At 75.8% G+C, this 12054-nt stretch carries 13 protein-coding genes; 7 read left to right on the top strand and 6 right to left on the bottom strand.

Annotated elements, in window-relative coordinates; all coding sequences use genetic code 11:
* The first annotated feature begins 15 nt into the window (after window positions 1-15).
* Entirely contained in the window at window positions 16-498 is a 483-nt protein-coding gene (locus JK359_RS01460; RefSeq protein WP_201830740.1) for a DUF1203 domain-containing protein, read from the top strand.
* 52 nt (window positions 499-550) lie between these two features.
* Here JK359_RS01460 and JK359_RS01455 read toward each other — a convergent pair whose 3' ends face one another.
* From JK359_RS01455 to JK359_RS01445, 3 genes are read right to left on the bottom strand one after another with little or no spacing between them, the layout of a single operon-like run.
* Entirely contained in the window at window positions 551-1468 is a 918-nt protein-coding gene (locus JK359_RS01455) for a LysR family transcriptional regulator (protein ID WP_201830739.1), read from the bottom strand.
* Window positions 1469-1522: 54 nt separating this feature from the next.
* A complete protein-coding gene (locus tag JK359_RS01450) occupies window positions 1523-2479 on the bottom strand; it encodes a DMT family transporter (protein WP_201830738.1) in 957 nt (318 codons plus the stop codon).
* Window positions 2480-2513: 34 nt separating this feature from the next.
* Window positions 2514-3458, bottom strand: coding sequence for an EamA family transporter (locus tag JK359_RS01445; RefSeq protein ID WP_201830737.1), 945 nt, complete (start codon window positions 3456-3458; stop codon window positions 2514-2516).
* 119 nt (window positions 3459-3577) lie between these two features.
* On the opposite strand from JK359_RS01445, the gene JK359_RS01440 reads away from it, so the two are divergent.
* Entirely contained in the window at window positions 3578-4078 is a 501-nt protein-coding gene (locus JK359_RS01440; protein ID WP_201830735.1) for a MarR family winged helix-turn-helix transcriptional regulator, read from the top strand.
* Between the two features lie 279 nt (window positions 4079-4357).
* Here JK359_RS01440 and JK359_RS01435 read toward each other — a convergent pair whose 3' ends face one another.
* The 3 genes from JK359_RS01435 to JK359_RS01425 are packed head-to-tail and all read right to left on the bottom strand — an operon-like array spanning window position 4358 to window position 7053.
* Window positions 4358-4639, bottom strand: coding sequence for a hypothetical protein (locus JK359_RS01435; protein ID WP_201830734.1), 282 nt, complete (start codon window positions 4637-4639; stop codon window positions 4358-4360).
* 47 nt (window positions 4640-4686) lie between these two features.
* The gene (gene malQ / locus JK359_RS01430) at window positions 4687-6807 is read right to left on the bottom strand and encodes a 4-alpha-glucanotransferase (RefSeq protein WP_201830733.1); all 2121 of its coding nucleotides are present in this window, start codon (window positions 6805-6807) and stop codon (window positions 4687-4689) included.
* Window positions 6808-7053: a hypothetical protein gene (locus JK359_RS01425; RefSeq protein WP_201830732.1), complete on the bottom strand. Its 246-nt coding sequence runs from the start codon at window positions 7051-7053 to the stop codon at window positions 6808-6810. It abuts the gene before it with no gap.
* A gap of 156 nt (window positions 7054-7209) precedes the next feature.
* Between JK359_RS01425 and JK359_RS01420 the strand changes: the two genes are divergently transcribed.
* The 5 genes from JK359_RS01420 to JK359_RS01400 all read left to right on the top strand — a co-directional run bounded on the left by JK359_RS01420 (window position 7210) and on the right by JK359_RS01400 (window position 12024).
* Window positions 7210-7818: an RNA polymerase sigma factor gene (locus JK359_RS01420; RefSeq protein ID WP_201830731.1), complete on the top strand. Its 609-nt coding sequence runs from the start codon at window positions 7210-7212 to the stop codon at window positions 7816-7818.
* Window positions 7815-8915, top strand: coding sequence for a zf-HC2 domain-containing protein (locus JK359_RS01415; protein WP_201830729.1), 1101 nt, complete (start codon window positions 7815-7817; stop codon window positions 8913-8915). The genes JK359_RS01420 and JK359_RS01415 overlap by 4 nt, the downstream gene beginning before the upstream one ends.
* Before the next feature lie 384 nt (window positions 8916-9299).
* Window positions 9300-10070: an ATP-binding cassette domain-containing protein gene (locus JK359_RS01410; RefSeq protein WP_201830728.1), complete on the top strand. Its 771-nt coding sequence runs from the start codon at window positions 9300-9302 to the stop codon at window positions 10068-10070.
* Window positions 10070-11389: a hypothetical protein gene (locus JK359_RS01405; RefSeq protein WP_201830721.1), complete on the top strand. Its 1320-nt coding sequence runs from the start codon at window positions 10070-10072 to the stop codon at window positions 11387-11389. Before JK359_RS01410 ends, JK359_RS01405 begins: the two co-directional genes overlap by 1 nt.
* Window positions 11386-12024: a hypothetical protein gene (locus JK359_RS01400; RefSeq protein ID WP_307787927.1), complete on the top strand. Its 639-nt coding sequence runs from the start codon at window positions 11386-11388 to the stop codon at window positions 12022-12024. The genes JK359_RS01405 and JK359_RS01400 overlap by 4 nt, the downstream gene beginning before the upstream one ends.
* Window positions 12025-12054: the final 30 nt, after the last annotated feature.

Genomic DNA, 12054 nt, shown 5'->3' with positions numbered 1-12054 from the left:
CAGGACGCTGGGTCCATGACCGCATACACCGCACGAGCACTGACGCCCACGGTCCTGGAGGAGCTGCGCACCCGCGACGACGCGGGCCGCGCCACGTCCGCCTTCACCGACCGGGAGGGCGGCGCCCCGCTGCGCTGCTGTCTGCGCCGCAGCGCACCCGGCGAACGCCTCGCCCTGGTCTCGTACGCGCCCCTGCGCCGCTGGGCGGCCGAGACGGGAACCGACCCGGGTGCCTACGACGAGCAGGGCCCCGTCTTCATCCACGCCGGCGAGTGCCCCGGCCCGGCGGCCACCGGCGCTCTGCCCTTCAGCAACGCCCACCGTACGGTCCGCCGTTACTCCGCCGACGGCCGCATCCTCGGCGGCCGGCTGGTCGAGGACGGCTCCGGCTTCGAACCGGCCTTCGCCGAGGCCTTCGCCGACCCGGCGGTGGCCCTCGTGCACGTGCGGGCGGTGGAGTACGGGTGCTTCCTGTACGAGGTGCGGCGGCCCCGGTAGACGGCGGCGAACCGGTCCCGCTGCGGGCGGTCATCTCCGGACGCGGCCCCGTTCACGCCCGAGCGGCCCCGGCGGCGGGTCCCGCCACATCCCGCAGAGCCTCCAGCACCCTGCCGGCCGCCGCGCCCGCCTCCGCCCCCTTCCGCACGGCCGCCACCACATGCCGTACCGGCCGGTCCGCCCCCAGCTCCCGCATCACCACGCCCTCGCGGCGGGCAGCGGCCGTCCGGGGCACCAGGGCGACCCCCATCCCCGCCTCCACCATGGCCAGGATCGCCGTCCAGCCGGAGGCCGAGTGGCCCTGGTGGGGGCTGAAGCCGGCCGATTCGCAGGCGCGGCGGGTGATGTCGGACCAGGGACCGCTGCCGCCGAAGATCCAGGGTTCGGCGGCGAGGTCGGTGAGGGTCAGCCGGGCGGCGCGGGCGAGCGGGTGGTCCGGGGGCAGGGCCACGTCCAGCGGGTCGGCCAGCAGCGGCACGTGGGTGAAGCGCGGGTCTGCCGCGCTCGGTGCCTCGGCCGCGAGGGACAGGGCGAGGTCGACCTCGCCGGCGGCCAGCAGCTCGTAGGCCTCGCCCGCCTCAGCCTCGCGGACGCGGACGGTCACCTGCGGATGGCTGGCGCGCAGGGCCCGTACGGCCGGTACGACCAGGGCGGGCACGGCGGTCGGGAAGGCGCCGACGCGGACCTCGCCGGCCTCCCCGTGCGCGTAGGCCGCGAGCGCCGCGTCCGCCCGCTCCAGCTGCTCGAACACCGCCTCGGTGTGCGCCAGCACCAGCCGGGCCGCGCCGGTGAGCCGGACCCGGCGGCCCTGGGCCTCCAGCAGGGGCACGCCGAGCTGGGCGGCGAGGTTGGTGAGCTGCTGGGAGACGGCGGACGGGGTCATGTGCAGGGCCTCGGCCGTCGCGGTCACGGTTCCGCGTTCGCGCAGGGTCCGCAGAATCCGCAGCTTCCTCAGGTCCCACTCGGCCATGCGCGCACGGTACACGCCGCTCCCCGGGCGGCCCGGGTCCGGGGCGCCGGGGCGTCAGCGGCGGGAGCCCGCGCCCAGCACGACGCCGGCCAGGATCAGTGCCATGCACAGCAGTCGGGCCCGGCCGGTGTGCTCGCCGAGCACCGCCCAGGACAGCAGGGCCACGCACACCGGCTGGAGGTAGTACACGATGCCGGCGCGGGTCGCGCCGATCAGCGCGATGGCCTTGTTCCAGGCGAAGAAGGCGAGCGCGGAGGACGCCACACCGACGTAGAGGAGGGGCAGGACCGTACCGGGGGCCGGGTGGAAGGAGCCCTGGACGGTCACGCTCACCGCCTGGGCGGGCAGCAGCAGGACGGTGCCGACGAGGAACGTGGTGAACAGGAAGGCCGTGCCGCCGAGTCCGGCCGGCCGGCGGCGCAGCAGGGCGCTGTAGCCGGCGAAGCAGGAGGCGGCGGCGAGCATCCACAGTGCGCCGGAGGAGAAGTCCGCGCCGCCTCCGACGAGCAGCGTGACGCCCGCGCAGGCCAGGAGCAGCCCGGTGGCGCGTCGCGCGCCCAGCCGGGCGCCGCCCAGCCGCTCGAACACCGCCATGAGCACCGGCGAGGCGGCCATGATCATGCCCATGGTGGCGGCCGGGGTGGTGAGACCGGCCTGGTTCACCAGGGTGTTGTAGACGGCCACGCCGAGGAGCGAGGTGATCAGGACGTAGCGGCCGTGCCGGCGGATCAGCGCTCGCTGCCGCCAGGCCTGCCGGGCGCCGAAGGGGGCCACGGCGAGCAGGGCGATCACCCAGCGCCAGAAGGCGTGCTGGACGGGTGGGACGCTGTCGTGCAGACCGCGGGCGGTGACGAAGCTGCCGGACCAGACGACCGTGGCGAGCGCGGCACAGACGAGACCGAGAAGGGGGGCGAGGGCCGGGCGCGGGCCGGGGGCGGCGGGGGCGGCGGCCCGGGGGGCGGGGGCAGTGGCGGTGGGGGCGGGGGTGGTCCGGTGCGCGACTGCGGTCACAGGGGTCCTTTCCTGAACGGTGGTGGCTGTGCCCCTACCGTCGCAGCGCGGCAACCGTCAGGTCCATCGAATCTTTTCGACCGTTCTTTTCAGGGATCCTGAACGATCGGCGGGGACCGCCGGTGAACTGCCCCGCCAGCGTCGCCGCGAAGGCCAGCCCCATGCCGGCCATCTGCACCGGGGTGAGCGCCTGGCCGAGGGCCGCCCAGCCGACGACCGCCGCTGTCAGCGGGGACAGCGGACCGAGGAACGCGGCCTGGGTCGCGGTGAGCCGGCCGATGCCGCGGAACCAGAGCCAGTAGCCGACGGCCGTGTTGGCCAGGGCGAGGTAGAGGTAGCCGCCGACGGCGGGGGCGTCGAGGGCCGGCGGGGCACCCTCGGCCAGGAGCGCGACCGGCGCGATGAGCAGCCCGCCCGCGGTGAGCTGCCAGCCGGTGAGGGCCAGCGGGCCGACGCCCTCGGGGCGGCCCCAGCGCTTGGTCAGCACGGTCCCGGCAGCCATCGAGCCGGTCGAGGCGACGGCCGCGAGGACGCCGACGGGGTCCAGCGCGCCGGCCCCCTTCAGCACGACGAGGCTGACCCCGAACGCGGCCACCAGCCCGGTGAGCAGGGTGCGCGGCGCCGGCCGCTGCCCCAGCAGCAGCGCCGAGAGCCCGACGACGAACAGCGGCCCGGCCGAGCCGACGACCGCGGCCATCCCGCCGGGCAGCCGGTACGCCGCGACGAACAGCAGCGGGAAGAAGGCGCCGATGTTCAGCGCCCCGAGCACGGCCGCCTTGGCCCACCAGACGCCCCGCGGCAGCACCCGGGTCAGGGCGAGCAGCAGCAGACCGGCGGGGAGGGCCCGTATCAGGGCGGTGAACAGGGGGCGGTCCGGCGGGAGGAACTCGGTGGTGACCGCATAGGTGGTGCCCCAGGAGGCAGGGGCGAGTGCGGTGAGGGCGATGACGGCGGTCGTGCCCGGGCGACTGATGGCCATGACGAGGCCCCTTTCCCGATTCACTTCAGACTAGGTCAGTGACAAGTAGCTTAGCATTAAGCTACTTATCAGCAAGAGGCTTTCTTGCGAACAACCTGGATGGGGTCGATACTCACCGCATGCAGCAACAGCCCGCCGACCCCGTGGACGCGATCGTCGAGCAGTGGGCCCGGGTCCGCCCCGACCTCGACACCCGGGCCATGGAGGTCTTCGGCCGGATCTTCCGGCTCTCGCGCACGATGGGCGACCGGATGGAGAAGGCGTACAAGCCCTACGGCATCTCCCGTGGCGAGTTCGACGTCCTGGCCACCCTGCGCCGTTCCGGCGAGCCGTACACCCTCTCGCCGCGCCAGCTCTCGGCCACCCTCATGCTCACCACGGGCGGGATGACCGGCCGCCTGGACAAGCTGGAGCGGGCGGGTCTGCTGCGCCGCTCCCCCGACCCGCACGACCGGCGCGGCCTCCAGGTGACCCTCACCGAGGAGGGCCTGCGGCTGATCGACGACGCGGTCGGCGCGGGCCTGGCCGAGGAGAGCGCCGCGCTCTCCGCCCTGAACGCCGAACAGGCCGGCCAGCTGGCCGACCTGTTGCGGGAGCTACTGAGCACGACGGCCGAGTAGCCGTTCCTGAGCGCGTCGGCCCACGGGACCGGACCGCCCTGCGAGGTACGGCGCTTCGCGGCGCCCTTGGTGGCCGAGGGGCCGCGACCGGGCGTCAGTTCATGGTTGCCGTGGTGGCCGAGGGGCCGAGGGGCCGACGGTGCAGCGGTATCTGACCGCGCCGAATCCCTGAGGGTCCTGGCACGGGAAAACGCCGGGGGCGCCGGTCTCACCCGGGTACGGCGTGTGCGCGTACCGGCGGGAGGAGCGGCGCCCCCGGCGAACGGAAGGGCAGTCCGGTCAGGCCTTGGCCCGGGCGTCGGACTTGACGTTGATGTTGGACGACGTGGTGTCCTTCTTCTTGTGGGACTTGTCCAGCGCCATCACCAGACCGGCGATGACCAGGAACAGCACCACCGGGAGGAACACGTAGAGGCCCAGCGTCTCGATGACGCTCAGGCCCTGGCCGGGGTCGTCACCGTCGTCGCGGGTCAGCGCGAGCGCGGGGGACGACATGAGCAGCATCATCAGCGTCGTACCGGCAGCCAGGGCGCCGGCGCGCAGGGCGTTCTTCTTGTCCACGGAATCAAGTTAGCGAACCCTCGTCGGAGCCGCGCGCCCGGGGTGCCTTACCGGGGCCGGCGTGGACCCGGTGCCTCGCCGGGGCGGGCGGCGACCGGGCGGAGTACCTCGAGAAGTCCCCTGAGCCGTGCCGAGGCCACCAGGTCCTCCAGGGGCACGGGCCTGCCGTCGCGGTCCGCGATCGGCAGCCGCCAGTTCGGGTACTGGTCCCACGTGCCCGGCAGGTTCTGCGGACGGCGGTCACCGACCCCGTCCGGGAGCCAGACGCCGATCAGCCGGGCGGGGGTGCGCAGCAGGAAGCGGTGGACGGCGCGGATCTCCTCCTCCTCGTCGGAGCCGGGCGGTCCGGCCGCCGGGGTGTCCAGCAGGCCGAGGCTGCCGAGCAGGGCGAGCCACTCGGCCGCGTCGGCGGTGGCCTCGGCGCGTTCCTCCGCCGCCGAACGGGTCAGCAGGCCCAGGCGGTCGCGCAGGTCCACGTGGTCGCCGGTGAGGCGGGCGGCGGTGGGCGGCAGGTCGTGGGTGGTGGCGGTGGCCAGGCAGTCGGCGCGCCAGTGTTCGGGGGGCAGCGGGCGGCCGTCGCCCTCCCAGTCCCGTTCGAACCAGAGCACCGAGGTGCCGAGGACTCCGCGCCGCTGGAGCGTCTCGCGGACGCCCGGTTCGACGGTGCCGAGGTCCTCGCCGATCACGAGGGCCCCGGCCCGGTGGGCCTCCAGGGCGAGGACGGCGAGCATGGCGTCGGCGTCGTAGTGGACGTAGGTGCCGTCGGTGGGCGGGCTGCCCTGGGGGACCCACCAGAGCCGGAAGAGGCCCATGACGTGGTCGATGCGCAGCGCGCCGGCGTAGCGGAAGAGGGCGCGCAGGAGGTCGCGGTAGGGGGCGTACCCCGTGGCGGCGAGGCGGTCGGGGCGCCAGGGCGGCAGGCCCCAGTCCTGGCCGCGGGCGTTGAAGGCGTCGGGTGGGGCGCCGACGGACGTGCCGGCGGCGAAGACGTCCTGCTGCGCCCAGGCGTCGGCGCCGGCGGGGTGCACGCCGACGGCGAGGTCGTGCACGATCCCGACGGGCATGCCGGCCTCACGAGCGGCGCGCTGGGCGGCGCGGAGCTGGCCGTCGGTGAGCCAGGCGAGGCGGGTGTGGAAGGCGATGCGGTCGGCGAGGTCGGTGCGGGCACGGGCGGTCGCCGCCGAGCGGGGGTCGCGCAGGCCGTCCGGCCAGGTGTGCCAGTCGGAGCCGTGCACCTCGGCCAGGGCGTACCAGGTGGCGTGGTCGTCGAGGGCCTGTCCGTGGGCGGCGCGGAAGGCGTCGTAGGCGGCCTGGCGGCCGGGGCCGAGGGGGACGGCCAGGACCGTTTCCAGTGCCTCGCGCTTCAGTTCCCAGACGGCGTCCCGGTCGATGAGGGCGCCCTTGTCGAGGACGGCGGTGCGCAGCCGTTCGGCTTGCTGGAGCAGTCCGGCCAGCCGCTCGCGGTCCTCGGCGTACGCGTACTCGGGGACGTCCTCGACGCGCAGGTGGACGGGGTCGGGGAAGCGGCGGGAGGAGGGGCGGTAGGGGGAGGGGTCGGTGGGGGCGCCGGGTACGGCCGCGTGCAGCGGGTTGACCTGGACGAATCCGGCGCCGGCGGTGCGTCCTGCCCAGCCGGCCAGTTCGGCGAGGTCGGCGAGGTCGCCCATGCCCCAGGAGCGGTGGGAGAGCAGGGAGTAGAGCTGGACGAGGAGGCCGCAGCAGCGGCCGGACGGGGTGGGCAGCCGGTCCGGGGCGATGACGTACGTCGCCTCGCCGGTGCGCCCGTCGGGGGTGGTGGCGGTCAGCCGGTGGACGCCGAGCGGGAGGTCCGCGGCTGAGTCCCGGTCGTCGCCGTCCTCGGTCTCGACGCGCAGCCGGGTGCCGGCCGGCAGGTCGGTGAGGGCGGCGGGCGGCTCGGCACCCGCCCAGCGGACCAGGGTCGGCGGCAGCAGGCGCTCGCGCAGTTCGCGTTCCCGGGCGGCGAGGGCGGTGCGTACGGCGTCGGGGCCGGTCGCGTCGACGCCGAGGGCGGTGAGGGCGGCGGTCACGGCGGCGGCGGGGACCTGGACGGTGCGGTCCGGGGCGGGGCGGTAGGAGGTGGCGACCCCGTGCAGCCCGGCGAGCCGGGTGAGGTCCTCCGCAGGGTGCTCGTCGCGCGCCGCGGCCATCTACAGCCCCGGCGCGTAGAAGTCCGGGACCGGGTCGGACTCGCTGGTGAGCGGAGCGGCCTCGGCGAGCGGGGGCTCGCTGGTCAGGGGCTCGGCGTCGGGCAGCGGCGGCTCGCTGGTCAGCGGCGTCTGCGCGCACGCGCTCTCCGCGCTGAAGACGCAGGCGGGCATCTCGTCGGTCTCGGCGGACGGGTCCGCCACGGGTTTGAGCTGGGCCGGGATCATGAGTCGTGCCGGTGCGGCCACGGGGGCCTCCTTGTCGGTGTGCGGGGTGCTTCGGCTTTGGACGGGTTACGGCAGGCCTACCCAGTGATGCCGTCGCCACGCCCGGCAAAACCGCGGCCCGAGTGATCCGGTACCGGTCCGCCGGTCGATAGAGGGGGTGTGAGACTGTTCCGCCCCGTGGGGGGCCAGCGGAAGAAGGACGACGGGACCGGCGGCGACGCGGCCCTGCTCCGGGCCGTCGCGCAGGGTGACGCGACGGCGATGGCCGACCTGTACGACCGGCACGCCGGTTGGCTGCACGCGCGGCTGACGCGGCGCTGCGGTGATCCCGAGATGGTGCGGGAGGTGTTGCAGGACACGTTCGTCACGGTGTGGCGGTCGGCGGCCGGGCACCGTGGGCAGGAGGCCGGCGGCTGGCTGTGGACGATCGCGGCGCGCCGGCTGGTGGACGCGCGGCGGGCGCAGGAGCGGACCGCGCGGGTCGCCGAACCGGTGCCCGAGCCCGGGTTCGCCGGGCGGTACGAGCCGGCCGCGGCGCCGTCCGCCGAGGAGCGGGTGCTGGCGGGGCTGGAGTACGGCGATGTCGGTACGGCGCTGGACCGGATCTCACCCGAGCTGCGCGAGGTGCTGCGGGCGACGGTCGTCGACGGGCTGAGCACCCGTGAGGCGGCCCGGCTGCTCGGCATACCGGAGGGCACGGTCAAGTCCCGGGCCCGCCGGGCCCGCGCGGAACTACGGGCAGCGCTCGAACAGTTGAACCCGTCCCCGCTGGGAGGCACGGCATGACGAACCGTGAGAGGCGGCCCTGGCACGCCTCCGACGACCTGGTCACCCGCTACGCCGGCGGCGTCCTGCCGGAGGCCGACGCATGGTCCCTGGAGAAGCATCTGGAGGGCTGTACGGGGTGCGCGTCCCGCGTGTCGGCCGCGGTGCGCGACACGGCGGCGGGGGCGGTGCTCGCACAGGTGCGGGCGGCGGTGCTGGACGCGACACCGGCACCCGAAGCCGCCCTGTCGGTGATTCCGGAGCAGACACCGGAAGCCGCCCCGTCGGCGGTACCGGAGCAGACACCGGCACCGGCGGCCGTCGTACCGGCGGGACGGCTGTCCGCCGGAGCGGCCGACAGGTCCACGCTGTCCGGCCGGGCGGCCGACAGGTCCGCACTGTCCGGCCGGGCAGCCGACAGGTCCGCTCTGACCGACAGGCCGGCCGGCAAGTCCGCTCTCTCCGCCAGGCCGGCCGGCAAGTCCGCGCTGTCCCGGCCGGCCCGGCTGCTGTGGGCCGCCGGGCCCGCCGTGCGCGGGGCCTGGCTGCCGGCGGTGCTGGGCGTGGCCCTGGGCGCGCTTGCCCTGTCGTACGGGGCCGGTGTCCCGGGGATGCGGGCCCTGCTGCTGGCCATCGCTCCGGTGCTGCCCGTGGCCGGGGTGGCCCTGTCCTACGGTCCGCACGCCGACCCGCTGCACGAGGTGGCCGCGGCCACGCCGGGCGGGGGGCTGCGGCTCGCACTGACCCGTACGGTCGCCGTACTCGCGGTGAGCCTGCCGCTGCTGACGTTCGCCGGGCTGTTGCTGCCCGCCTCCGGCGCCCCGGCCGCGGCGGCATGGCTGCTGCCCGGGCTGGCACTGGCGCTGGCGTCGCTGGCCCTGGCCACCTTCGTCGGCTGCCGGGCGGCTGCCGGGGTGACGGGCGGCGGCTGGCTGTGCGCCGTGCTGGCGCCGATGGCCGTCGCGCCGACCGGTACGGCGACCGCCGAGCTCGCCGAGCAGCTCTCCCGGTGCCTGGACGGCACCGCCGCGCAGGGCGCGTGGGCGGCGGCGGCCGTGGTGAGTGCGGTCCTGCTGGGCGCGCGCCGCCCGGCGTACGACCGTCCGCTGCGTCCGTAACGGCGGCCACCCTCGCGTCCTTGACGGTGGCCACCGCCCACGCCGGGAGCGCCTCGCTCCGCTCACCTCCGGCGGGTCCTTGACGATGGCCACCGCCCCCGCCGGAAGCGCCTCGCTGCGCTCACCTCCGGCCGGGCGGCGGGACCACCGGCCGTCGTGGTCCCGGCGCTCCACCCCGCTCCGCCCGGACACCGGGACCACCCACCGCCGTGGCGCCGGCACTCCCCCTCCTCCCGAACAGCGGGGCCACCCGCGGGCGTAGCCCGCCACTGCGCCCGAACTCCGGGAGCCTCCACCTCCGTAGCCCCACCGCTCCCCTCCCCCTTCCGATCGATCGCCGGGACCCGCCCACCGTCGTGGTCCCCCGCACTCTCCTGGAGAGACATGACGTCCATACGCGCGACCGGCCTGCGGGTCCGGCATCGCAAGACCCTCGCCCTGGATTCGCTCGACCTGGATCTCGGCACCGGTGTGCACGGGCTGCTCGGGCCGAACGGGGCCGGGAAGACCTCGCTGATCCGGGTGCTGGCCACGGTGGCGCGGCCCGACGCCGGCCGGGTGGAACTGCTCGGCGAGGACGTCGCCGGCCACCGCGGGCTGGCCGGGGTGCGGCGCCGGCTGGGCTATCTGCCGCAGGAGTTCGGCTACTACCCGGGTTTCACCGTGCGGGAGTTCGTGGCGTACGTGGCCTGGCTGAAGGAGATGCCGGCCGCGCGGGTGCCGGCGGCCGTGGAGCGGGCGGTGGCCCGGGTGGGCCTCGCCGACCGCATCGACGCCAAGGTCCGGACGCTGTCCGGCGGCATGGTCCGCCGGGTCGGCATCGCGCAGGCCGTCGTCAACGACCCCGCCGTGCTGCTGCTGGACGAGCCGACCGCCGGGCTCGACCCCGAGCAGCGGGTGGAGTTCCGTGAACTGCTGCGGGAGCTGGGTGTCTCGGCGACCGTGGTGGTCTCCACCCACCTGGTGGAGGACGTGGCCGCCGCGTGCACGGAGGTCACGCTGCTGGACGCGGGCCGGGTCGCGTACCGGGGCACGCCCGAGGCGCTGACCGTGCTGGGCGAGTCCTCCGACGGGCCGGGAGACCATCCGATCGAGCGCGGGTACACGGCGGCGCTGCGGGCGCACCGGGCGCCGGGTGAGCGGGAGGCGGTGTGATGGCCCTCGTCACCGAACCGAAGGCGCCGGCGCGCGGGCGGGTGCCGCATCCACTGCGGGCCGAGTGGGTGCGAGGGTTCGCGCCGTGGTCAGGGGTCGCCGTGCTGCTGACACTGGGAATCCCGGTGTCCGCGAAGGCGGACCAGTGGCAGGGCGGCTGGGCGGAGACCGCGGACCTGGTGCACACCGGGATGTTGATCACCCTTCCGCTGGCCGTGGCGGCGGGCTGCTGGCAGGGCGGCCGGGAGCGGCGGCGCGGTACCGGAGACCTGTGGGCGACGACCGTACGGCCGCCGCTGACCCGCCTGCTGGTGGCGGCGCTGCCCGTGGCGGTGTGGGTGGCCGTCGGCTATCTGCTCGTGGCGGCCGGGGCCCTGCTCGCCACCTGGCCCTACACCCAGGGTGACCGCCCTCACCTGGTGCTGCTGCCGGGGGACACGGCCGCCATGGCGGCGGGCGCGCTGGCCGGACACGTGGCGGGCCGGGTGGCGCCCACGCGGCTGATGGCCCCTCTGCTGGCGGTCGCCGGATACGTGGGACTCGGGCTCATGACGGCCGACGGCTCGGAGACCGGCCGCGCCCTGAGTCCGACCACGTCGTCGCTGAACGGCGGGCTGCCGGTGTGGTGGCAGCCGTGGGCCATGGCCGCGTGGACGGGCGGGCTGGCGGTCGCCGCCGCGCTGGCGTACGCGGCCCGGCGCCGGGTGACGGCCCTGCTCCCGCTGGCCGCCGCACTGTCCGCGGGCGCCCTGCTCGCACAGACCGGAGACGGCCTCTGGCACACCGACCCGCTCGGCCGCCGCCAGGTGTGCGACACCTCCGTGACTCCGGCGGTCTGTGTCAACGCCCGGTACGCCGGGATGCTCCCGCAGGTCAGTGACGCCCTGTCGGGGGTCACGGGGAAGCTGCGGGGGGTGCGGAACCTGCCGGTGCGCTGGGCGGGCCACGACGGAGAGCCGCGCGCCGACGAGGCCGCACTGCCGGGCATCACGCTGGGCTGGTCGGTCGTACGCGGGCGGCTGGCCGATCCGCAGCAGTTCGCGTGGGAGGCCGTCGCCGCGCTCGAGGGCTACGACTGCCCCGACTCCGCGAGGACCACCCGCGTGATGTGGGCGGACGACGCGGTGGAGTCCTACCTCGCGCCGAACTCCCTGCAGAAGAGCGGCAAGGTGCCCGGGGACGGCCCGGCCGAGGAGCGCAAGCTCCTAGCCGCCCGGGCCAGGCTCGCCGGGATGGACGAGCACGAGCGCCGGGAGTGGCTGTCGGCCTACTTCGCGGCCCGCGCGGCCTGCGATGCGAAGGGGGTTCCCGCACTGTGACGACGACCCACGTCGCCCGCGCGGTGACGACGACCCGCGGCCCCCTGCTCTACGCCCGCTCCCGGGCGCTCCCTCTCACGGTGGCCGCGCTCGCCGGTACGGCCGCCTTCGCGGTCTGGGCGGCCGGCCGGCTGGACGCCTATCTCGATCCCGACCGCCGGGTGCCGATCGTCGCGCTGGCGCCGCTGCTGGCGTCGGCGGTGATCGGGGCGAGCCTGTACAGCGCGTCGGACGAGCTGGACCGCACGGCCGTACGCCCCTGGTGGCCACGCCGGCTGGCCCAGCTGGCGGCTCTGACCGCACTGGCCGCGCTGCTGCTCACACCGGCCGTACTCGGCCACCCGGAGACCTTCGGGCCGCCCGCCGTGCTCCGCAACACCCTGGGTTGTACGGGTCTCACGGCGACGGCGGCCGTGCTCCTGGGTGCCCGCCTGAGCTGGCTGCCCGCGTTCGGCTACGTCACCGCCGTCTACCTGGGCTCCACCACCGCCCACGGCCGCGCGGCCACGGTGTGGGCGTGGCCGACGCAGCCGGGCGCCCAGCCCGGCGCGTGGGCGGCGGCGCTGACGGCGTTCGTGGTGGGGGCGACTCTGTACGCGGTGCGTGGTGCCCGCCCGGAGGGTTCGCGCGGCTGAGCCACGCAAGGCGACGCCGGCCCGAAGGGG

Source organism: Streptomyces actinomycinicus (assembly GCF_016741775.1).
GTDB classification, from domain to species: domain Bacteria; phylum Actinomycetota; class Actinomycetes; order Streptomycetales; family Streptomycetaceae; genus Streptomyces; species Streptomyces actinomycinicus.
The sequence above is the reverse complement of the archived record's forward strand: the minus strand, read 5'-3'. Positions and strand labels throughout refer to the sequence as shown.

Excerpts from the sequence above, each read along its gene's own strand:
- JK359_RS01460 (WP_201830740.1), top strand. The coding sequence starts at position 16 with ATGACCGCATACACCGCACGAGCACTGACGCCCACGGTCCTGGAGGAG.
- malQ (WP_201830733.1), bottom strand. The coding sequence starts at position 6,807 with ATGGCCGCGGCGCGCGACGAGCACCCTGCGGAGGACCTCACCCGGCTC.
- JK359_RS01455 (WP_201830739.1), bottom strand. The coding sequence starts at position 1,468 with ATGGCCGAGTGGGACCTGAGGAAGCTGCGGATTCTGCGGACCCTGCGC.
- JK359_RS01445 (WP_201830737.1), bottom strand. The coding sequence starts at position 3,458 with ATGGCCATCAGTCGCCCGGGCACGACCGCCGTCATCGCCCTCACCGCA.
- JK359_RS01415 (WP_201830729.1), top strand. The coding sequence starts at position 7,815 with ATGACGAACCGTGAGAGGCGGCCCTGGCACGCCTCCGACGACCTGGTC.
- JK359_RS01410 (WP_201830728.1), top strand. The coding sequence starts at position 9,300 with ATGACGTCCATACGCGCGACCGGCCTGCGGGTCCGGCATCGCAAGACC.
- JK359_RS01440 (WP_201830735.1), top strand. The coding sequence starts at position 3,578 with ATGCAGCAACAGCCCGCCGACCCCGTGGACGCGATCGTCGAGCAGTGG.
- JK359_RS01405 (WP_201830721.1), top strand. The coding sequence starts at position 10,070 with ATGGCCCTCGTCACCGAACCGAAGGCGCCGGCGCGCGGGCGGGTGCCG.